Here is a 23,198-nt window from a genome sequence, read left to right as displayed (position 1 = left end):
GCGACAAAGTCACGGTTGGCCTCCTGGTTCCATCCAATCGTCGTCTTCGAAAGACGCTGTACACCGTGTTCCAGTTGGGGAAATCCGATGGCAGGTATCGAAGTTGGCACCCGATTGGGCAACATTACGCGATGGCTGTCCAAGCTTGCATGTTGGTCGGCAGATTCCTATGTCCGTTGGCTCCATACAATCGGCAGGAAGACGGTCATTTCGGCCTCACCACGATTGGACCACGCGAAGTAGGGCACGAAACGCGTCTGGATCGTTCGCCACGGTTGGCCGTCGTGCAGTCGTCCGTACATCTGCTGGCGTTGTTCGCTTCGCACCAAGACCTCGCCGCTGAGCGTGGTGATTCCGCCCAGTAGCTCCGGATCACTTTCCTTTTTTAAATCAATGTCCGACGGTAAATGCACATCCAGCGTGCGGACATCGTCGGGAAGGTCCGGTGATTCCAAGCAATACACAAGCGGTCCCACCTTGATTGCCGCTTGGTTTCGAACTTCTTCGATCAGCGGATGCCCCTTCATCAGGGTCACATCCATTGGCAGATTTAGCTCAATCGTGTCACCCGATTCCCACGATCGCTCGATTTTGGAAAACGAGCCTGGTTCGACATTGATGCCCATGGGACTTCCGTTGACCAACAGTTTTGCACCGTCAGCCCAATCCGGAATGCGAAGCAAGATCTCGATGGGCCTCTGCCGGCACTTCTCAACGGTGAATCGGATTGCGCCTTCGAAGGGATAGGCCGATTGCTGGGTCAGTGTGAAATCCGACCCGTCGGTCAGCTTTGTCTCCAGGCGGTTGCCACCAAACAGGTTCACTGCCACACCGTTGTCGGTCAGGCTGTAAGCCCAGTTGGAAAGTTTGGCAATCGTGCGAACCAAGTTGGGCGGGCAGCAAAAGCACTCGATGTACGGTTCGCGAATCGGGCTTTCGGTGCAATCGCGATGATCTTGATAATCCCGCTGGCCGCGATTGAGTCGTAGTGGATTGGCGTAAAAGTAGTCCTTGCCGCCCAGGCCGATACCGACCAGGGCGCTGTTCATCGCCACCAGTTCCATGATGTCGGCATACTTTGATTGGCCATGGATGCCCAACAAACGGAAATTGAACATCGCGTTGGCAATGTTTGCGCACGTTTCGTTGTACGCGGTTGCCATCGGCATCAAGTAGGCGTCCAAAAAACCCTCTTCGATTTTATCGCGTCGCGTCGACGCGCCGAAGTGAGCTTGTCCAACGGCACCGGTGACATACATCTTCTGTTCACAAACGTTGTGCCACAGACGGTCGAGCGCGTCGATCAGTGCCTTTTCGCCCGTTTCCGCGAACACGTCGGCTGCACCGGCGTAGTAGTACAGTGCTAGCACCGCGTGCCCGACTGCCTCAGTTTCCTCTCGCAGCGGGACACGTTCCTGAACCATGTCCCCAATGGGATATCCTTCGGTGCTGGGGTCGTCGACGACTTCCGACTGCCCACGATTGTTGATGAAGATTTCGGCAAGTTCCAAGTAGCGTTTGTCGCGCGTCGTTCGATACAGTTCAACCAATCCCATGATCTGGGATTGGTTGAAACCGAAGCGGCAGAGTTCTTTGGGGCGCGGCTGGAACAGCTTGTAGAGCAGGTCGGCGTTCTTGATCGCAATGTCTAGGAAATTGCGTTTGCCCGTCACTCGATGATGTACACAAGCACTCGTGTATAAGTGCCCGCAATTGTACATCTCGTGGTATTTGCGATTGGAAAAGTGGCCGATGTTTTCAATCTGGATTTGGGTATGCAGATAACCATCGTCTTCCTGCACCTTGGCGACAATCTCCAGAATCTCGTCGAGTTCGTCGAGAATCGATGAGTCACGATTGATCGAATAGACGTAGACGGCGGCCTCCATCCACTTAAAGAAATCCCCATCATGCCAGGCGAATCCCTGATGTTTGCCTTCCATCATTCCGGCGGCGATCTTGAAGTTGTTCAGACCGTGGCCGATGTCGCCTTTCAGTAGCGATCCCATGTACGGGATCATGACGTCTTGGCACTGTTGGAACTTGTCCGCCCAAAACCCTTCGGTCCATCGACAATCTGCAATGGGAATGCTGCGGAGCTTGACATGCGGGCTGTTCGTGGTGTCAATCATGACTGGGCCTTCGGACGGAGTGTACGCTCGATTTCTTCAATGCTCATGTTCTTCGTTTCAACCAGCGTGAAGAACAGGATGACCAAGCCGATCGAAACGGTGCCGGCATAGAAAAGGAATATCGATGTCATGCCCATGGTTTCCAGCTGCCAGGGGAAGAACTTCTGGACGATGTAGTTCGTTAGGCTCGTCACGATGGTGAATAGCGGAATCGCAATGCTGCGCACCGAGATTGGAAAAATCTCGGAAAACAAAACCCACATGACTGGGCCCACCGAGAAATGAAAAGCCGCAATGAAACTGAGAATGCCGATCAAGACCAGCGTCGCCGGCATCTTGATCGATCGTTCCAGCAACGCCCCCTGGAACTTGCGGGCATCATCTGGGCCGATCGCGTCGTTGACCGCGTTTTTGAACGCGATGTCGCTTGGAAAAGGTTGACCAACAAGCGGATCCAAACGTTGCGGGTCGGAAAAATCTTCTAGTTCGGCGACCGCATCCGCCGGCAACGTGTATCGGGCTTTGTGGAATCCATAAGCACAGATTCCCAAGCTGGCGATGATCCACACCATGCCTCCGATGATCAACGGTCGCCGCCCAAGCTTGTCGACCAGAAGCAATCCCAGGACCGTGAACACGATACCGGTCAATCCGACCCAAATAGCTTGTACGAATGCGGCATCCGTTCCTCCGCCCAACTGTTTGAAGACGGTTTGTGCGTAGAACAGAATCGCGTTGATGCCGGTCGCCTGTTGAGCGATTGCGATCGTCAACGCGATGATGAAAGTCAATCGCATCGGACGGCTGAAGATCTCTCGAAGTTGCGCACCCATCGATCGGCTCGACGCGCCAAGCTGAAGGCTCTGTTTCATCTCCGATAAATGAGCGGTCACTTCGTCCGCGGGCAGAAGTTTTCCGAGGGTCTTAGCGGCATCTTCGTCACGCTGCCTTGAAACGTACCAAGCGGGGCTTTCGGGAATGATCAGCAGCAAGAAGAACCAAACAATGGCGACGGGGATCTCCGATCCCAGCATCCAACGCCACATGTTGGCTTCATCGATTCCCAGCGATCCCGCCAGCCCAGTACCGGACGTGGCCCAGTAGTGGATGAGATAATTGATGAAATAGGCACCCGAGAGTCCGATGACGATATTGATCTGTGTCATGGAAACCAGCTTGCCACGCAGTTTCGGCGGCGCGATTTCCCCGATGTACATGGATGCCAGTGAGATCGAACTGAATGCCAGTCCCCCCAAAAAACGGGCGCCCACGAGCATTTCATAGTTGACCGCGTACGCGGAACAGACAGCGGAGATCAGATACAAGATGGCAATCAGTAAGATCGCCTTCTTGCGTCCGAACTGGTTGCAGATCCACCCGGCAAAAGGCAGTGCGATCAACACGCCCAGGGCCGGGGCGCTCACCGCATTTCCCAGTTGAAGCGAGTCGAGCGAAAACTGCTGGGTGATGGAGTCGACGGTTCCGGCGATCAACGCCGCGTCGAGACCAAACAGAAAGCCACCCATGGCGACGATCGTCGAGTAGATCAGTGCGTTGCGTTCGAATGATTTCATGAGTGGCTTCGCCTTGTGTTTGATCACAGCCCAATCGTTTCGTATCGGAGCTTGCCGAATGTTTCGGCGTCCCAATCAGTCGTTTCGTCGCAAGCATTTTCCGACAGTTCCGACATGGCCGTGGGGAGGTGCTGGAAAACGCCACCAACAAAGCCAACGCGGCGAGGACGCTATCGGATTGTCTGCTTGCCGTCGTTCATTTGCGACGCAGTGCATCACTTCAGGGCGACTGGATTTTTGCCGAATTTTCCTTGGCCACTTCCGCGGCACGTTTGGCGAACCACGTTTGACGTTCCTGACCCGACGCCAAGCCGTTCTGGTCGACATCCATTTCTTTGAAGTTGGCTTCAACCGCCTGCTGGTTCCATGGCCAGCCGTTCTTCTTCCACTTTGCCTTTTCCATGTCGACAAACTCCTGCATCGTCATGTCATTGGGCGACTTCTTGAGGGTCTTCCGTTGAATGACACTCATTGCAGGTACGGGAGCTGATGGATCATGAGCGGATATGGAGATGTCGTCGATGTAGATCATCCCTTCGCCCGGTTCCACCTGGTCCTTCATGATACGCAAACGCAATCGATCACTATCGCCTGATGCTTGATCACGTTTGAATGTTTTGGTCATCTTCACCCATTGTTCTTTCGGGACGCCTTTCAAATCGAAGCTGTCCAAGATGACTTCTGGATCAGAGAGGCTGACATTCAGCGATTGCAACCCACAGTCTTTATCCAAAAAGACCGACAAGGACAAATCAAACTGGCCGTCAGGAATCTGGACCGCGGCCGGGGGAGTCACCGCCGAAACATGGACGTTCAAGCCGTTCGGATCGAAGCGTAGGCTTTTGATTCCCTGTACCGCTTGGTCTTTGGTGATTGAAAACCGCGTGAGTGCATCTTCGCCGAATTGCCAAAACTGCTGGTACTGATTGACTTCGCTGCTCTCGGGCACCAGCATGTTCGGCTTTGGATTGTCTTGAAACAAAATCGGCCCTTCAAAACCAAAGAACTGCCTTGCCAGTAGATGTTTTGAAGGCTTCTGCCAGACCCTGACGTAGTCAATTTCATAGTCCATCGGCAGCCCTTCTTGGGTGGGCATTCCGAGCCAAGTGAAGATTTCCGAATCGAACCAGATTTCCAGCGGATTGTTCAGTACCCAACTTTTGCCTTCGCGTTCGCGCGATGTTTCCCAAATCAATTCGCCATCAAGGTACAGCTTCAAATAATCTTCGCCCCATTCGGCACCATAGACATGAAAATCGTCGGCCACCCGAAACGGCAGTTTGGTTTTCAAACCGAAACGGCGTGTCGGGCGTTTCGCCGGAGGCGACCAGTCATGCACGGACGCTTTCCACATGTCTTCTTGAATATCGCCCGTTTTGATCGCTGGATTTCCGATCTGTTCATAGATATCCAATTCGCTTTGGTATCCGATCGCCCAGAACGAACTGGTCATCGAAGCGTTACCCGCCTTGGTGCGTGCTTCCATGTATCCATATAAGAATCGTTTGTTGCTGATCACACCGCCGGTGGTCACTGGAAACGGTTGACCTTCCCAAACACCGTAGGTGTCGTTGTGCGCACCGTCAGCATAATCTTCTTTCGCAAATTCGAATTCCGGCTCCCATTGGCTGCGGATTTTTAGCTTGCCGTCTTCGACAAGTACATTGTGCGGAGCAAACTGGGACGGCGGCCGACCTTTCCAGATGTAGTATTCGCCATCGGTGCCTTCGACAAACCACTTGTCCTGGTCCAACTGCGGACCGTTGAATTCATCACTGATGTCGGGATTCAACACCCAGCCACCCTCGTTGTCCGGGTCCGACGCCGGGGCGGGCGCCTTTGGCGACGATGTGTTGGAAACGGCGTCGGTTGGTGATTCCGCTTCCCCGACGGAAGAGGGCATGCATGCCAATACCGCCAGCGTTGCCAATAAAGATGGAACGTATTTCATCTTGCTACCTGCTATTTCTTTCTCGATCAACGAACGACCCTACCCGAAGCCGAACCACCCATCAGTCGCTCGACCTCTTGGCGAGTCGAGTAGTTGAAGTCACCCTTGATGGAATGCTTCAAACACGACGCAGCGACGGCATAATTCAGTGCCGTTTGTGGCTGTGACAATTCGTCGGTGGACAGTGCAAAGATCAACCCACCGGCAAAAGCATCTCCACCGCCCACTCGGTCGACGATGCTTTTGATTTGATAGGGCTGATAATCCCCATCCGAATTGATGGGCGAGAAGCACGAAGCCTGGTTGGCCGCGTCGTACAACATCGCGCCCCAGTTGTTATGGGTGGCCGACAGGCTTTCACGCAGCGTGATGGCGACCTTGGAGATGTTTGGGAACTGCTGGACCACCTGTCGAGCCACGTCGGGATAATGCGAAGTTTCAAGGGTTCCCGAATGGACATCCGTCTGGCCCGCTTGGATACCCAGAACGTCGTGACAGTCCTCTTCGTTTGCGATGACGACGTCGACATGCGGCAAGATGCCTTTCATGGTCTGACGTGCCAGTTCGCGCGGTTGCAGGGAGGAATCCCATTTCCAAAGCTTGCCGCGGAAGTTCAAGTCGATCGAAACGGTTACCCCCGCCTTCTTTGCCTGTGTTGCCGCCACACGCGTTGCATCGGCGGCATTGCAGGACAACGCCGGCGTAATACCGCTGAGATGAAGCCAACTGGCGTCCTTGAAGATTGCATCCCAGTCGTAGGCATCCGCCGGGGTGATCGCGACCGCCGAATCGGCGCGATCGTAGATCACGTGACTTGGCCGCTGATTCGCACCGGTTTCCAAATAATACATTCCCAAGCGACCGGTGTCGGTTCGCAGGATATAGCTGGCGTCGATGCCGACCGAGCGAATCGAATCCATCGTCGCGTCGGCCAATGCATGCTTGGGCAGCGCGGTGACGAACCGTGCTTGGCCGCCGAAGTTGCAAATCGATGCCGCCACGCTGGCTTCGGCACCCGCATAGGTGACGTCCAGTGTGCGCGTTTGACGCAACCGCAAATGTTCGGGGGCTGCCAATCGCCCCATGATTTCGCCAAAGGTGACAACAACTGAATTCAACGTTCGCCTCCCGTTTTCAAAGCGTTCACGACTTCGGTAGCCCGTGATTGCAGGCCCGCCCAGTCCCCGTTTTCCACCATCTGTTTATTGACGATCCATGAACCACCCACCGCGGCGACTTCTGGTATTCGCAGGTAATCCAGCATGTTGTCCATGCACACGCCGCCCAACGGGAAGTATTCGATTTTGAGATGCTTGTAAGGAGCAGCCAGACTTTTTAGGAAAGTCACGCCCCCGGATGCTTCGGCTGGAAAGAATTTGACAAAGCGACAATCGGATTCGATCGCAGTTTCCAATTCCGATGGTGTCATGATCCCGGGTGCAAAAGGTAAGCCGGCATCTTTGGCCGCTTCGATCACGCGACGATTCAGGCCAGGAGCGACGCCGAAAGCGGCGCCCGCCCGGGCGACGGCCGCAGTAGCGTCAGGGGTAAGAATGGTGCCCACGCCGACCAGCATATCGGGGACTTGTCGACAGATCGCATTGACCGCGTCGATCCCCGCGTCGGTGCGCAACGTCAACTCGATCGCATCAATGCCGCCGGCCAAGAGTGCTTCGGCGATTGGTATCGCATGGTCAATGTGATCGACGGAAAATCCGGCCACGACGCGACATCGTTTCAGTCGATCAATGATCTCAGTTGGGAAAATCATCAAGCTAAAATTCTTAATGGCAGGCAGAAGGAAGCACGGCAGGACGAAGCGTTTCCAGGACTCTGTGACGAGGTAAGAAATCTAAGATTCCGCGATTCGTGCCTTCGTTCACGACGAATCAGGAGGGGACGCGAACGGAGACTCGTTTCAGTGTCAGGTACTCTTGCAAGCTGTAGCGAGAACAGTCTTTGCCGACTCCACTTTGCTTCAATCCGCCGTGCGGCAGATGGACGGCGTAGTGAACTTCGTTGACGCAAACGCTGCCCGCTTGAATTTCTGCCCCGGCGCGAAGCCCGCGATTCAGATTGGTGGTGTAGACATATGCGGCCAGCCCATACTCCGTATCATTGGCTAGTGCGATTTCATCGTCGTCATCACTAAAGGGAATCACGGGCAGGACCGGACCAAAGATTTCGTCGCATGATAGCTGCATGTCTTTCTTGACATCACGCAGGATCGTTGGCTCAAAAAAGTATCCCTTGGTAAGATCTTCCGGGGCTTTGCCACCGCAAACGACCGAGGCACCGTTGTCGATGGCCGACTGGATCAGTTGGCTCATCCGGTCTCGCGATTTACCCGTCAACATCGGCCCCATCCGACGGCCTTCGCCACGACCGGCTGCCAACACGATACCGCCGACTCTTGCGGCCGCTTTGGTAATGAATTCCTCATAAACCGATTCGTGGACGAAGCAGCGATTGGGCGAAACGCATACTTGCCCCGAGTTAGCGAATTTCAAGTCGACGATACTGTTGGCGGCGGCTTCGATGTCGGCATCGTCATACACCAGCACCGGGGCGTTACCGCCAAGTTCGACGGAGAAGTGTTTGACGTTTGTGCACGCGGACTTCATCGCCCCCACGCCGGCTCGCGTCGAACCGATCATCGTAAACATCGACGGAATATCACTTTCCAACAGTGGGCCTGTGACGTCATAGTCCGTTCCGGCAATCACGTTGATGACCCCCGCCGGAACACCGGCTGCGCCCAGTAATTCGGCGCATCGCAGCGATGCCAGCGGGGTCAACTGTGATGGTTTGATGATCCCGGTACAGCCGGAGGCAAGGATGGGACCGAGCTTGTAGCCAAGGTTCAAAAGAGGAAAGTTCCAGGCCAGGTAACCGACCACCACGCCCAATGGCTGACGAAGAACATAGTTCAGAAAGTTCCCATCCGGATCAGGGATCACCGGTTGGTCGATCCGCGCCGCTTCCTCGCAGAAAAACCGTAAGCAAGTCGTCAACATGCCAAAGTCGTACTCGGCGTTGTCGATGGGTTTGCCGGTTTCTGCGATCAAAAGATCAACGATCTCATCGCGATGGGATTCTAGAAGTTCTGCATACCGATCGATGATCGCCTTGCGTTTTGAAAGTGGTGTTTTGGACCAAGCCGGGAATGCGTTGTTGGCGGAATCCAAACACCGCTGCACCGTATCGGCGTCAACTTCGGATACTTCCGCAATGACATCCTCCGTCGCCGGATTGATGACTTCGAAAGTCTTGCCGGTATGGGTCGCCCGGCCGTCGACCCACAGTGAAAACGTTTGATCGGGCATGTTTCAAGCTTTCAGTTTCGTGTGGAAACGAGTTGTCGATTCCTATCGCGGTGGGGGATAGAACAGGCGTTGTGCTTGGTGATTTGTTGGCACGTCCACCAGAAATCCGCCGCTATTTAGACCTTCAGTTCTGTTCGGTTGACCACGAACGATTGCATCTTTTGCTCATTGACGATAACACCCAGCCCCGGGCCGGTTGGCACAGTGGCCACACCGTTTTCGACAACGACAGGAACGTCGAAAAGTTCGTCCCGTAACGCGTTCGGAGTGCGATCGAATTCCAACATCAACGCGTCGATCTCCTTACGTCCCGGTTCGCGATAGCCGCTGGCCAGGAAGTGCGTCGCCGAAGCCAGGTTTAGCATTGTCCCCCAAGCATGCGGGATGACATTGATACCTTTGGCCGACGCCAGCGTTCGAATCTTCAGTGCTTCTGAAGGGCCGCCACAATACGCAAGGTCGGGTTGTGCGATCTGAACGCCACCGGTTCTGAGCAAACGTTCAAATCCGAATCTTGTTTGTTCACATTCGCCGGTGGCGATCGGAATGTCCAACTTGTCTTGAAGCTGACGAAACTGGTTCTCAAACTCCGGTGACAGCGGTTCTTCGAACCATCGGAAGTCGTTGGCTTCCAAGACACGACCCATTCGGATCGCCTCGGGCAAGTCAAACGCATGATTCGAATCGGCCATCATCGTCATGTCGGGCAAGGCATGACGAAGGGATTCGACTTGTTGAGTATCAAAGTTTGGGTTCTTGCCGACTTTAATTTTTAGCGCGGCAAAACCCTGCTGTTGATAGGAGGAGGCCTCATCGACGATCGATCGAATCAGGTCGTCTTCCGGCATGTCTTTGAAATACATCCCGGTTGCATAGCAGGGAACCGTGTCGCAATGGCGACCGCCCATCATTTCACACACCGATTGATTCAGGATCTTGCCACGAAGATCCCATAGGGCCATGTCGATCCCCGACATCGCGCCCATCATCACGCCGCCACGTGCGAAGTCCAAAGAGGCTCGCCACATGAGTTGCCAATTCCGGTCCGTTACTAACGCATCCTGGCCTAACAGACGCGGGGCATAGAAGCGATCGATTGCCGTCTGGTAAACCTCCGACGGACCGTAGCATTCGCCCCAGCCGGTGGTTCCGTCTTCAGCGACGATCTCGACCCACAGCGTGTTGCGAGTGTCGTAATACCACTGTGAAAAACCGAACGGTTCCTCGAGATGGTCACGCAGGTGGTAGGTCCGGATGGTGGCAATCTTGGTGGTCGAACTCATGTTCCTTGACGCCGTGGTGTGAATGAAACGCCCGGGAAATCGGACCCGGCGTGCGGCCGGTTCGTGCTAGCCTTGTCGATCAGCGTTAATTAGCATATTGTAATACAAAAAGAAGTGCAACCCGGCGGTGTGCAGACGAGGTGAAGAATTTGACGATTCGCAAAAACCTGTGCGCGCAGATCGTGCACGATCTCGGACGCCAGATCCTGGGAGGCGAGATCCAGCCAGGCCAGGCTATTCCAAACGAAAGCGTGCTGTGCGAACGAATGGGAGTCAGTCGGACGGTGATCCGCGAGGCCGTCAAGTCATTGGCCGCCAAGGGGTTGATCCGATCGCGGGCAAAGCTGGGGACCACGGTCTTACCCAGCGTTTCCTGGAATTTCTTGGACCCCGATGTGTTGGAATGGCAGGCGCAAACCGACGTCGACGGACGCCTGCTGAGGCATCTGACTCAATTTCGTCTCGGTCTTGAGCCAGCCGCCGCGGCGTTTGCCGCCCAGTGTGCCAGTGATGACCAGCTGCAGACCATTCGTGATGCGTTCCAGGCGATGGAAGGAGCGGTGGAAAATGCGGAGGCCTTTCTGGTGGCGGATCTGCGATTTCATACGTCGATTCTGCATGCCACGGGCAACCCCTTCTTCTCTCCGGTCGCCAACGTGATCCGGGCTGCTTTGAAATCCAGCATCCGAGTGACCAATCGTCAATCGGCCGAAAACCGCAAGTCCATTCCGCTGCACCAATCCGTCATGCAAGCGATCTGGGACCGCGACTCGGTCGCTGCAGATCACGCGATGCGAACGTTGCTGGGTGACGCACGAGCCCGTATTAAAAAAGCGGGCGGTGGAAAGCGTCCATCAACACTATTGCCAAATCCACAACCTGAATCTTCCGTTCAATCTCACGAATGAACCCATGCGAATAAATCCATCCCATGTCGTCGTTGTCTTAAGCGTGCTGCTTGGTTGGGCTGTTGCCACGGAAAACGCGTGCGGTGACAAGCCGGTTGTGACCCAAGTGGAAAATCCTTTGGCCAAGGAAGCGGTCCGCAAGATGGGCGTGCTAAAAGAAAGGATGGCGGAAGCCGAAGACAAGGGAATGGATGTCACCCGAGAGGAATCAACGCTCTGGTTTGCCGAGCAGTTCCTGAAGTTCGCCGATTGGGATGAAGACCATCCAAGTGAGGTGGCCTATTTGTTCGCCCAATACGGACCCTACGAACAGCAGAGTGAAACCCTGGCCAAAGAGATTCCTGAATTTCAACGCCGTATGGTTGTCGTGACACTGGACCAGGCGATCGAAACGCTGTCCAAGGTCATCAACGGCGAAATCCGAAGACGTCCCGTCAACAAGATCGATTGGCGAAACGTGGAAGTCGGCGACAACATGCTGGTGAGCCACGGAAAGCCGGTGTTTCTTTACGACTACTTCTCAAAATCTGTCGGACGTCCACTTAGCGATGGCGGCGTCTACAACGATCACTTGGGAGCGATCTATCACGGCGGCGAAAACCTGTATCCGCCCGAATACGATCGTGCGATCAACTCATTCCTGTTGAAAGAAGATCGTTCACTGGATCAAGAATTGCTGCGAGAAGTGACGGAAATTGATGACACTAATGTCGGCTTTTTGTTGTATTGGATGCAGGGGATTCCCGAGTGGGTGCAGAGGCGTGAACCCGAGGTGCGTTTTGGTCGCAGCACGTTCACGGGATTCGATATCGACAACCCGTTGGTCAAAGAAGTCTGGGGAACGATCGCCCGGGAAACCGGTGTGCTGACTCGTGGAAAAAGGGTGACCCGGCTTGGATACATTCTGGCCAATGAACCGCATTGGCATTCGATCGCGAGCAATTGGACGCGGCGAACCGGCGAGATGCAGCAGATCTCGTCCTACACGCTGGAAGGATTCCGCCAGTGGCTGCGTGCAAAGTATTCCGGTGACATCAACCGGCTCAATCAAAATTGGGAGACGCAGTTTCTGGGTTTCGAAACCGTCCAAATCCAAATACCCATCTCTGCACAGACCCGTGGCACGCCGGTCTTTTACGATTGGGCACGCTACAACATGGACCGGGTCATTGCCTGGTATGGGTTGCTTCAGAGTGAGTTGCGAAAGGGCAATCCGGATGCGGACACTCACATCAAACTCATTCCGCACCACTATACCGACAACGATCGTGCGCATGGTATTGATATCGAATCGTTGACGCAGTTGACGTCCATCATCGGTGACGATGCCAAAGCACGACCGACGCGACGGAGTTATACGAACGAACCCGAACCGTGGGAACAGCACTATGCGTTCTATTGGGAAGAGCTCTGTATGTCCTACGATTTCATGGAATCCGTCGCACCGGACAGCATCCACATCAATTCGGAATCGCATTTTCTGTCGGCAGCGCGTTGGCGAAAGCTCGATCTTTCGACGCAATACGTGAAGTGTGTCTATTGGTTGGCAACGCTTCACGGAATGGACGCCAATTTCGCCTGGTTCTGGGCTCGTGACCCTGACGGTTCGCCGGAAGACCGTTTGGAGGGCGAGCTGAACTTCGCTGATCTGGCGTTAGCAGGATCTTTCGCAGGTTCGGTCAACCAACAGCCACACATCGCCAACGCCTATACCCAGGTCATGTTGGATCTGAACAGCTTCTCGGAAGAGGTCATTGCTTTGCGAAAGCAGCGGCGGCCGTTGCGACTGTTCCACTCGGAAACATCGGCCATCAACAAACGTTCGCACATGACCGAGCAGTTTGCATTGTACGAGGAGCTGTTCTTTGAAGGTTTTCCGATGGGATTTGCAACGGAAAAGATCATCAAGAGTCAAGACAATGCGTCTTGGGATGCCATTCTCGTTTACCGCACGCCGTACGTGACGGTGGCAGAGTTGGATGCTTTGCAATCGTATTTGGATCAAGGTGGGACAGTGATTGTGGATGGGGAGAAAAGTCTGGCCAAGGACGAGTACGGAAACCCACATGCGAAGCGTCTTGAAGCCGGCCAAGGCAGGCTGGTTTTACTGGAGAACAACCCAAGTCCAAAGCAGATTCGTGACATTGCCCTCCGCAAAATCGCCAGTAGCATGCCTCCCTTCAAATTGGTCGAAGCCAACGGCAGCGATCGCAAGAGCTGTCGTTGGCAAGCGGTCAAGCAAGACGACGGCAGCTATTTGGTCAGCATCCTCAACCTGGGTAAGCACGACGCCGAACTACAGATCGCCTTCGATCACGACAAGCCGGTTTCTGTCACGGACTTGTTGACAGGCCAAGACATTGGGACCGACTTGTCTTTGAATTCACAAGGCGTGGTACTGCTGAAGGTTGATCTGCAATCAGGCGATTGAATATCTGAAGAGGGCGAATTTTAAACGCCAGATTTAGCGGGCGTACGTCTCGAAAAGTTCTTGGAATTTTTGGTGCAGATCTGGTCGCTGATTGGAAAGATCCATCCGTTCGCCAGGGTCGGATTCGAGATCATAAATCTGGGTTGGTTGGTCCAGCCCGTAACGCACCGCTTTCCATCGACCTTCACGCGCCGCTTGAAACACCTCGCCGACGATTCCCGAGTTTGGGTCGCCGGCTTGTTTGCCGAATTCCCAATACAACATCCGTTCGCCGATCGGTTGCGGCGAATCGCTTAAGCGGCGATCAATGGAGATGCCATTGGTTTGAACGCGGGGAACCGCGGTCAGCGAAACGCCAGCCAGTTCGGCAAACGTCGGCAGCACATCCGCAAAGGCCCACGGCGTGTCATCCACTCGTCCCGTTCGAATTCTGGCGGGCCAATGGATGATCATCGGCACATGGATGCCTCCGTCAAACAAGTCCCGTTTCATGCCTCGGTAGGGCGCGGCAGCTTTGAAAAACTCGGGATCACCACCACCCTCATCGTGCGGTCCGTTATCGGAGGTGAAAAGGATCAGCGTGTTGTCCGCAATGCCCAGTTTCCGGAGTCGTTCGACGATTCGTCCGATGTACGCATCCAATGCGGTCACCATGCCAGCCAAAGTCGCCCGTGGTTGGTCAACGGGTTCGGGGTAATACCAAGCGTATTTGTCGGCCGGTTCGCCAGTGGACATGCCCGAGTAAGGTGTTTCGTCAAAGACTTTTCGGTAGGGGGCAACGAATTCTTCGGGTGCCGCCAGTTCCGCGTGCGGCGATGAAAAGTTTAGCATCACGAAGAACGGGTTTTGATGTTGTTGTGCGATGTAGTCGATGGCCTTGTCGGCAAACAGCTCTTGCGCATAGGCACCTTTGCGTCCCCCCTCGTTTTCAGCGATGCGGATCTTCCGGCCATCGCGCCAAAGAAACTGTGGGTACTGTCGATGGCCTTCGAGAATCGAATACATGCCGTACCATGTGTCGAATCCCATCGCCAACGGATCCGTGACGCCCATCTGCGATCCAACCGAGTATTTACCGAATAGGGCGGTGTCATAACCTGCGTACTTCAAGACATGAGCGATCGTCACGTCGATGTCACGCAGTTGGACTTTGTTGGAATTGTCGTGCAACAGGCGTCCGTCTCGCCCGGTCAGCAGCGACACCCGTGATGGAGAGCAGACGGTGTTTCCCGAATAAGCATTGGTGAACCGGATTCCGTTTCTGGCCAGCTGATCCAGGTGCGGTGTTTTGATTGGTGTATCGCCGTAGGCTCCGATCTGATTGAAACCCAGGTCGTCGGCGAGGATCAGGACGATGTTCGGCTTGGCTGCATCGCTATGCGTTTCCGCTCGCAGCGGCAAGGCAAACACGACGCCCACGCACGCGGTAATGAGACAACGTGTTGTGAAGGGAATCTGTTCGGCGTGGGGCATCGTCTGCTTTGTTGTTTGAGGGTGGCGCAATCGCGGGTTGCCCGGGGCAGGGCAGTGGGCAGTGGAGTGTCGATCGACGGATGCGACCGCACTACTGGCCAAGCCGTATCCGCAGTGTTGTTCCGCTGCGTTCCAGGCTGGCCGTTTGTTCCGCCGTCATCCCCTCGCTCGTGACCGTGATTTGGTACGTGCCCAAGAAACCTCGCGTCTTGCACGTTCCATCGTCGGGCGTCACCAGTGTTTCGTCCGTCCACCATTGTTTGGCGACCAGATCCACGAAGACCTTTCCGGCGGGTTTCAGTGTCCAGTCCTTCCGCCACAGGGCAGCGGCAGGTTTCCAATGTAACGGCTCCCAAAATCCCCATTGGCAGATTGCTTCGAAGTTCGGATGGCTGAAGGAAGCAATCATGACGTCGCGAAAGTAGTCGGCTTGGAGTTCATCGTCATCGCCTGCATCCACATCAAACTCGCTTAGTTGTAGTCGCGGTGCGATGGTCCCAAACTCATCGTAAACCCTCAGCAGTTCTTCGGGAGGCGTCAGCGATGTCAATCCGAAGTGCCCCATGAATCCAACCATGTCAGGGCCTTGGTTCTGTTCGTTCAGGTAACGAATGATTTTTTTGTAAGGCTCACGTTTGTAACCGTCCGGCAGCACTTTGCCTTCGTTGATGGCATGCGATGCATTGGGAGCCAATCTTCGAGCTTCGGCCATGATGTCGGCGTAAATTTTCGGGCTCCCGTATTCCTTCTCGTAGGTATGCTGTCCCCAGCCGATGATGTGGTTGATCGTATCCCACTCTTTGACGTACTGGCTGGTGGCCGGCAATACATCGGCCATGTGTCCCCAAAGCCACTTGCGGTGCTCGTCCGGTTTGCCGATGAACTGTTTTTCGAAAGCGTTGAAGTCCATTGGAGCCCAGCCGATGTAGTGGCCTCGCGCGGCAATGTTGTTTTCAAGCAACCATGGCAGTGTTCGGTTCAGCAAAATGTCTTTGCGTCGCTGCCAGACGGGATTGTCTGAACTCAAGTTTTGCCAATTATGCGGCCGAAGTTCTGATTCGAAGGTCACGCGGTCAAAGTATTGCTTGACGATTTCGCGGTACTTTTGTGCGTCGTTCCAGCTGACAGGAATTTTCTTCTTCGGGGTGATGGGGAAGTCGCTCTGAGGTGCGCCCAGCATCTCGGCGTTGACCGCGTTCCCAAACCCAAAGGCGTGCTTTTGCATGGCGACATGGACGTTCGCATTGGGTACAGGTTGGCCCTGGGCGTCGACAACTTCGATCTCCAAGTCGCCCTTGCGAATTTTCTCTATTCGCTCCCACGCGTTGATTCGCCATGCAGCATCTTCTTCGCGTCCCGCGTACATCACGGTCGATCTCGGCAGCGATTCGATGTCGTAGTCACTGCCATAATTGACCAGCTGGAAATCGGCGAGCTCCACGACCGTGCCCGCTTCCCCAAGATCGAATCGAACCACGTCGGTCGATGCGTCGATTGTCTCCGTTGCCACGAACGATCGAACGTGTTGTTTCCACTCTCGATATGCGGACAGCTTGTTTTGATAGACCCCGTTTCCAGACGGATCGCCGATGGAAAGGTACACGTTGTTCGGTTGGCCGCCCGCTTTGGGGCGACAGATCCAATAGGAAACCAGAACGACGTCGCCAGTCTGGATCGTTTCGTCAATGGGAATGCAAAGCTTCACGTCGGATGGGGTTGTGAAGCGTTCGTCGCATTCAACCCGGTACAAATCGCTGAATGGCATTTGTGTTGCTTCTGCCCATCCTGCTTCCGCTGTTACGTTCTGGGATGCAAATTCCAGTTTGGTCTGCGGGGCAAACGACATCGCGGGTTGGCCACCTTTGGGAGGCACAATCTGATCCGGTTGTGAATCGTGGCTCGTTTTGATTGCCAAGCGATGGGTTCCTGGCTGCAGCGTGACCAGGATCATGTCCGCATCAGTGGTTGTCTTTTCAACTGTTTGGCCATTGTGCTGAATGTCGACCGCTCCGTCCGCCGGAAGTTCGGCCGTCGCTGTGGCGTTCGGCGGCACCACGGCTTCGACAATGATCCCGTCGTCGGAGCGCCGCCATTGGCTCTTAGCAGTCCCATAGGGTGTTTCAAGTTCCGCCGATGCTGAATCGAGTGGTCCATCGACCAGCGGGCGAACGAAGAAGTGCTTGTAGCCCGGCCGTTCGGGATCAGGTGACAGGCCCGCGACACGCTCGTACAAGAATTGACCAATCGCGCCGTACGCATAGTGGTTGAACGAGTTCATGCTGGCGTCGCCGAAACCGTCGGCATGGCTGTAGCTATTCCAACGTTCCCACATTGTCGTCGCACCCTGATTGATCGAATAGAACCACGACGGATAGCTTTCTTTGAAAAGCAACTCGTAGCAGATTTCTGGGTGCCCGAGTTCATCAAACACGGGGGCCAACAAGGGCGTGCCCAGGAATCCAGTCCTCAGGTGTCGGTCGGCTTCCTTGAATTTTGTCATTAGGATTCCGGCGACTCGATCCCGCTGATCAGCTTCGATCAAGTCGTAGCCAAGACCCATCAAGCAAGCAGTCTGGGTGTCTGCGCCGACGTGAATTTCGTTCTCGGGAAAGTAGCGATTCGTGAATGCCGTTCGAATCGATGCGTGCAAATTTTCGTAACGCGCCGCGTCGTCTTCTTTACCAATGGCCTCGGCGGCCCAACTCAGAATACGAGCGTCGCGACCGAAGTAGGCCGTCGCGATCAGATCTTGAGCCGTGTCACCTTTGCGATCCGATTCTGTGTACGGCTGCAGCCAATCGCCCCAGCCTTTCAGATTTGGAATGAGGTTCTTCGATCGGTTTTCGTAAACGGACACCCATCTTTGCATCGCGGCATAATTGTCATGCAGGATGCTAGGGTCGCCGGTACGTACATAAATTTGCCACGGTGCCGTCACGATCACATCGGCCCAGCCGGGACTGGCATAGCCGAATCCACCGGCCGGAACGGTATGCGGTATCTCGCCGTCGGCGTTTTGCTCGTCGCGAACACTCTGCAGCCAGCGTGCCCAGAACGAGTAGACGTCATAGTTGAAGAACGATGTTGGCAAGAAAACCTGTGCGTCACCGGTCCAGCCGAGTCGCTCATCCCGCTGCGGACAGTCGGTCGGGATATCTACAAAGTTGCTAATTTGACCCCAGCGGATGTTGCTTTGCAGTTGATTCAACTTGTCGTGTGACGAAGCGAATTCACCACTGGAATGAAACGCGGTATGTAGGACCTTCGCGACCACCGCATCTTTCGTCAGCTTCGCACCTGCGGACAAACCGCTGAGTTCCACGTATCGAAAGCCAAAAAAGGACAATGAGGGTTGGTAATGGATCGTCCCGTCCTTGGCAGCCTGGAAAGTCGCCTGAGATCGCGCGCTGCGGTAGTTCTCCGTATACAACGACCCATCTTGTTGAAGCATCTCGGCAAAGCGTATTTGAACTTTCTCGCCTTTCATTACAGGGATATTGATATCGGGAACACCAACTAGGTTTTGGCCGAAATCAAAGACATAACGCCCCGGTTCGGGTTCCGTTAGCTGAGTTGCCGCAACTTGTTTCATGCATTGGACCGGCGGCATTCGTTTCGGCACAATCAAACGTTGTTTGTCCAGCTTGGTTGACTTGGTGGGTTTCCAAGCGGAATCGTCGTAGTCGGGGCGATTCCAATTGCCCAACTCTTGCGTCGCGTCGTAGTCTTCACCATGGTAAAAGCCGCCTGCCCGGATGGGGCCTTGATCGGTCCCACGCCACGTATCGTCAGTTGTGATCGTTTCGACGGTTCCGTCTGCGAATGTAAGCTCCAGTTGACCAATCAGTTTTGGATTCAACTCTCGAAGCTCGGTTGGCTTGCTCAGCAACAATCGTCCCGCGTACCAACCTTCCCCCAGCAAGGCACCGATAGCGTTATCACCTTCATGGATCATGTCGGTCACGTCATAAGCCAGCGATTCCACTCGTTTGGAATAGGCTGTGTAACCAGGGCTCAGAACGTCATCGCCGACGCGTTGGCCGTTGATATGAAATTCACAGATGCCAAGTGCTGATCCATACAACCTGGCTTTGGTGATCGGTGCGCGGACGTCAAATTTGTGACGGAAGTAGTAACCGGGGTGGGCCGTCCAGGGCGGCAACGGGCTGAACCGCTTGTTCTCCGCTACGGTCGCCTTCTTCGTTACGCCGTTGAACTGAAATTCGACCCACAAGGTCTTGGCGGTGTCTGGCGCCGGATCTCCGCCCAGTCTCGCGTTCGTCACAGGGAACGGGATAACGCCGCGATCGATGGCTCTGGACAGTCGGGCCGTGACGTCGACCACTTGCGCAGAGGTTCCTTCACGACTTCCGTACTCCGCTTTCAAGATCGTGATTTCATCCGCCGCTGCCGTTTCGCCTTCGACCTCAATCCAGTCCGCTTTCCAATCGGAATTGGACAACAGTCCCATCTCAATGGTCGCATCATTGCTCCATTGCGAACGGCGGCCCTGGTCATCCCAAAATCGGACTCGCCAAACGATTTGCTGGCGAGACTTTAGCGCCGGACCACTGTAGGGCACCCATGTGGATTGATCCGACACGATCTTTCCTGAATCCCAAAGCGGTGTTGCCCGAGTTTGAGGAACATCCGTCACGATGATCTGATAGGCAGACTGGGAAGTCACACCGCTATCCGCCGGCAACTTCCATGAGAAAACAGGTGAGGGATCGTAAAAGCCAATCGGGTCGGCAAACCCTTCTCCCACCGTCAGCGAATGAGGTTGCAGGCCGGCGGAAAAGCTCGGCGCAGACCCTGCCCATAGAAACAATGCGGACAGGAAAACGGGTCGAAAGTTTTTCATCACACGGTTCGCTGCTTGTTCATTCTGGTGTTGGAGGCTTGGACGCCTCCCAATCCAAGGTGCAGTTTAGCCGTGAGGTCGATGAAAACCTGGACAATCGAATCGGAAACTAGCACGATAGTACCGCCTGCCCGAAGGCCTTCCGGTGTGGGCTGTTTCCGTGCAAAGGTTTCTAGGTCACCGGAGTCGTCCCTCGGTTGCCAGGGACGACTGGAATATTGAAAGAAGTAGGGCGATGTTGGTACGCTGGTTCGTCCAGTTTCTTGGTCTTCTGATTTCTGTACCCGATGTTGTCGCAAGAGCCGCTTGGTGCAAACCTCGTCGGAGGCGAAGCCGCATCGCCTCGCGTTGTGCTGTCAACGACCGTTGGTGATTCGTCGCGAAAAATGTGTCGGTCCTCGGTCAAGTTCTGCAGCAAGACCGTTTTGGATTCCCAGGCGCGAAAGGTATCTCGGTCGCCGAACAGAGTGGTGGATGAATCGGTGTAGAATTCACGCTCGGCATCTGACACTCGAATGAACTAAGAACCGTTGATTCATCCGTGATAATGGCGTCGACGCAAGAGCGTTTGATATTCCAGTGGAACTCTGAACGGAAACAAGATGATCGCGAGACACGTTGCGTCCATTGCACTACTTCTTCAATCATGCCTATTGCACGCTGATGCTCCTGCGGTAACGGGTCTGATGGCAAACGGTATCCAGCGTTCGTTGGTTTCTGAAAACGGCATGCCTTTAGATATTGTGGATCGGCATTCACAATGGAACTTCGGCCCGGGGGCACTTCAGACGTTCAGCGGTTGGCAATATGCCGCCTACTGGGATGACGCAAAGCAGGTTTCGGTAGCCAGACGGAAGCTGCCGGATGGTCCCTGGGCTGTCGTGTCTTTATCCGATTACCAACGGACCAGCACTGGCGATCGCGGAAAGGGCGGCGTGATCTCACGCGGATTCGGAGACGGTCACGAGAAGGTTGCAATGGGGATCTCGTCCGATGGTTATATTCATCTGTCGTTTGACCACCACCTGTCAACTCTGCGGTATCGCCGCAGTATCCAACCAATCGCCAAGGCCCCAGAACGGGTCGTTTGGAACGAGAAATTGTTCGGGATCGTTCAAAATCACTTGGGAATCATAGACAGTCGCAGCCACCGCAATGACGCTCAGAAGATCGTCGACCAAACCGCTCCCAAACTAGAAAGCGTGACGTATCCGAGTTTCGTCTCGCACGGCAATTCGATGCTGTTGTACCTGCGCCTCGGTGGTGGGTCCGGGGCCGCAAACTCACATCTGTTTCATTACTCAGGCGGATCTTGGTCACCGCGTGATGAACCGTCCAGTCAGTTCATCGACCAACGTTGGTCTGGTGGTGACGGAACCGTGAACGCGTATCCGTTTGGGTTGGTGTTCCAACACGGTAGATGCCACTTGACGTGGTGCTGGCGAGACAACCCGGATCATCGCACCTCACACGACCTTTGCTACGCCTACAGTGACGACGGAGGGATTCATTGGTGTAACAACGACGGGAGGTTGGTCGCAACACGCGGTCTCGAATTCATCACTGCCGACAGCACCGGCATCACTGTCATGAAGATCCCGCCTGGACACGGCTATCGCAACGGCGGGTCGATGGTCGTCGACGAGGAAAGCCGAGTTCATGTTCTGGCACGCGGCCCTAACGGCGATCCGACGATTTACCAGCGTGATCCCCAAGCCGGCGATTGGACACGAATGCAAGCGCCACAGCTTGGAAAGCTTTTGACCTACAATGGCAACCTTTACCTTGTATCCAATGACACTTTCTATCGAACCAACCCAGCCGATCCGACGAAATTCAAGGTCCTCGCATCTGGTTTTGAATCCACCTTCGAAGACAGCAAGTTGTCACTCGATCTCCAACGCCCATCACACGACGGTTGGACATCGATCATCGGCCAAAAAGGCAAGAATATCACTGTGATCGACGTGAAGCTTGAATAGCCACCTGCAGAGACAGCCTGTTTCAACGTATTTCAGGTCAGAGGCCATGCCGATTCGGTCTGCCAGCGTCAATCACCTGATTGCATCAAATCTGCGGTTCTCAAAACCTGCGAATCGAGAATCGCATTTGTGTCGGTCTCTGACTTGGTTCCTACGCGACTCACCCAGCGCGACTCTCTATTTCTTCATCGGAACTTTGTTGGATTTCATTCGTTCCGCTGCGGCGAGTTGCTTGGACAGTCGCGACGCTGAATCACGATGCCTAGGCATGAAGGCAAGATGCTGATCCGGAGTTTTGCTCCGAGTGAGATCATGCAATCAGAGAAGTTTTTCTTGGATCAATGTGCAAAAGTCTGTGGCCTCCATGCGACGTGCGGCCAAATCATCAAAGCTCCCTGTTAGCTCGAATGGCAAAAAGCCACGATAGCCAACCTTGTGGATGATCGACTTGATCCGAGGCAGATCGACCGGCATCATTGTTCCGTCGATCCAGGCATCTTTTTTTAATTGCCACGTCGCTGAATAGGGTAACAGCTTTTCGATTTCATCATAAACATACTCGTTTCGCAGACTGCCGGTATCCAACACGACCCTCAGCCAAGGTTCGTTCACGGCGTCGAGCAGTTTGATGGTCTGATCGGCCGTTTTCAGAAAGTCATGATGGGGCTGGACACCAAGGATCACGCCATGGTCAGCGGCCATCTTTGCGCAGTCTCGAAATGCTTGAACCATTCGATCAAAACAGGCGTTGCGGTCCTGGGATTGGGGCAATCTTTTCCCGGAGAAGACTCGCAGCACATCGCCTCCCATTTTGGCCGTCACGGGGATCCAGCTTTTGACTAACTGCACTTCCTTTTGGAATAGCTCCGAATCGGCCACTGAGAAATCATTCTTTACGCCCGTCCCGCTGATGATGACACCATTCTCGAAGGCATACTTCTTGAACTCCAACAGCGATTGATCGTCGGGAACCTCCGGATACTGTGAAAAGTAGTATCCCGTCATATCCACCCCATCAATCTGATGACGGCAGCAGAAGTCGATCACATCGTTGCGTGTCATCTCCCCTGAGATCAGTGCTGTGTTGAAAGTGAATGCATTAAGCCCCAGTTTCAATCGGACGTTACTTTTCACTCTCGATTGGTCTGTATCCTGAGCATGGCAAACCCCAGTGGACCGCATACAAAGCGGTGACAACGCAGTCGCCAACGAGGCGCATAGCAGGTTTCTTCGTCGCATCATCTGTTATTGCTCGCTCTTAGGGTTGTCCAACG

At 54.5% G+C, this 23,198-nt stretch carries 13 protein-coding genes; 3 read left to right on the top strand and 10 right to left on the bottom strand.

Translation table 11 applies throughout. From position 1 onward, the window contains the following. Nucleotides 1-167 precede the first annotated feature (167 nt). The 7 genes from HFP54_RS07630 to HFP54_RS07600 all read right to left on the bottom strand — a co-directional run bounded on the left by HFP54_RS07630 (nt 168) and on the right by HFP54_RS07600 (nt 10,266). Nucleotides 168-2,132: a glycoside hydrolase family 127 protein gene (locus HFP54_RS07630; protein WP_168564625.1), complete on the bottom strand. Its 1,965-nt coding sequence runs from the start codon at nt 2,130-2,132 to the stop codon at nt 168-170. Then, the gene (locus HFP54_RS07625; RefSeq protein ID WP_168564624.1) at nt 2,129-3,706 is read right to left on the bottom strand and encodes an MFS transporter; all 1,578 of its coding nucleotides are present in this window, start codon (nt 3,704-3,706) and stop codon (nt 2,129-2,131) included. The genes HFP54_RS07630 and HFP54_RS07625 overlap by 4 nt, the downstream gene beginning before the upstream one ends. A gap of 220 nt (nt 3,707-3,926) precedes the next feature. After that, nucleotides 3,927-5,657 carry a family 16 glycosylhydrolase gene (locus HFP54_RS07620; RefSeq protein WP_235951340.1) on the bottom strand — a complete coding sequence of 577 codons (1,731 nt, stop codon included), beginning with the start codon at nt 5,655-5,657 and terminating at the stop codon, nt 3,927-3,929. 26 nt (nt 5,658-5,683) lie between these two features. Further along, nucleotides 5,684-6,775, bottom strand: a complete 1,092-nt coding sequence (locus tag HFP54_RS07615; RefSeq protein WP_146410286.1) for a sugar kinase — start codon at nt 6,773-6,775, stop codon at nt 5,684-5,686. Continuing rightward, the gene (locus HFP54_RS07610) at nt 6,772-7,428 is read right to left on the bottom strand and encodes a bifunctional 4-hydroxy-2-oxoglutarate aldolase/2-dehydro-3-deoxy-phosphogluconate aldolase (RefSeq protein WP_146410287.1); all 657 of its coding nucleotides are present in this window, start codon (nt 7,426-7,428) and stop codon (nt 6,772-6,774) included. Before HFP54_RS07610 ends, HFP54_RS07615 begins: the two co-directional genes overlap by 4 nt. 118 nt (nt 7,429-7,546) lie before the next feature. Further along, the gene (locus tag HFP54_RS07605) at nt 7,547-8,983 is read right to left on the bottom strand and encodes an NAD-dependent succinate-semialdehyde dehydrogenase (RefSeq protein ID WP_168564623.1); all 1,437 of its coding nucleotides are present in this window, start codon (nt 8,981-8,983) and stop codon (nt 7,547-7,549) included. 116 nt (nt 8,984-9,099) lie between these two features. Continuing rightward, a complete protein-coding gene (locus HFP54_RS07600; RefSeq protein ID WP_168564622.1) occupies nt 9,100-10,266 on the bottom strand; it encodes a mandelate racemase/muconate lactonizing enzyme family protein in 1,167 nt (388 codons plus the stop codon). Between the two features lie 140 nt (nt 10,267-10,406). Here HFP54_RS07600 and HFP54_RS07595 point away from each other — a divergent pair, with 140 nt between their 5' ends. Further along, a complete protein-coding gene (locus HFP54_RS07595; protein ID WP_168564621.1) occupies nt 10,407-11,174 on the top strand; it encodes a FadR/GntR family transcriptional regulator in 768 nt (255 codons plus the stop codon). A 4-nt stretch (nt 11,175-11,178) separates the two neighbouring features. Further along, nucleotides 11,179-13,605, top strand: a complete 2,427-nt coding sequence (locus tag HFP54_RS07590) for a glycoside hydrolase family 42 (RefSeq protein ID WP_168564620.1) — start codon at nt 11,179-11,181, stop codon at nt 13,603-13,605. Between the two features lie 33 nt (nt 13,606-13,638). Here the strand turns inward: HFP54_RS07590 and HFP54_RS07585 are convergent, their stop codons facing one another. Further along, nucleotides 13,639-15,078 carry a sulfatase-like hydrolase/transferase gene (locus HFP54_RS07585; RefSeq protein WP_168564619.1) on the bottom strand — a complete coding sequence of 480 codons (1,440 nt, stop codon included), beginning with the start codon at nt 15,076-15,078 and terminating at the stop codon, nt 13,639-13,641. A gap of 91 nt (nt 15,079-15,169) precedes the next feature. Beyond that, nucleotides 15,170-19,942 carry a family 78 glycoside hydrolase catalytic domain gene (locus tag HFP54_RS25505; protein ID WP_235951338.1) on the bottom strand — a complete coding sequence of 1,591 codons (4,773 nt, stop codon included), beginning with the start codon at nt 19,940-19,942 and terminating at the stop codon, nt 15,170-15,172. A gap of 686 nt (nt 19,943-20,628) precedes the next feature. Between HFP54_RS25505 and HFP54_RS07570 the strand changes: the two genes are divergently transcribed. Further along, nucleotides 20,629-21,924, top strand: coding sequence for a BNR repeat-containing protein (locus tag HFP54_RS07570; RefSeq protein ID WP_168564618.1), 1,296 nt, complete (start codon nt 20,629-20,631; stop codon nt 21,922-21,924). 318 nt (nt 21,925-22,242) lie between these two features. Here the strand turns inward: HFP54_RS07570 and HFP54_RS07565 are convergent, their stop codons facing one another. Further along, a complete protein-coding gene (locus HFP54_RS07565; protein WP_168564617.1) occupies nt 22,243-23,166 on the bottom strand; it encodes a sugar phosphate isomerase/epimerase family protein in 924 nt (307 codons plus the stop codon). Nucleotides 23,167-23,198 lie beyond the last annotated feature (32 nt).

The sequence above is a fragment of the Crateriforma spongiae genome (assembly GCF_012290005.1).
Classification (GTDB): Bacteria; Planctomycetota; Planctomycetia; order Pirellulales; family Pirellulaceae; genus Crateriforma; species Crateriforma spongiae.
Note: the sequence above shows the minus strand (reverse complement) of the source record. Positions and strands in the feature narration are given on the sequence as shown.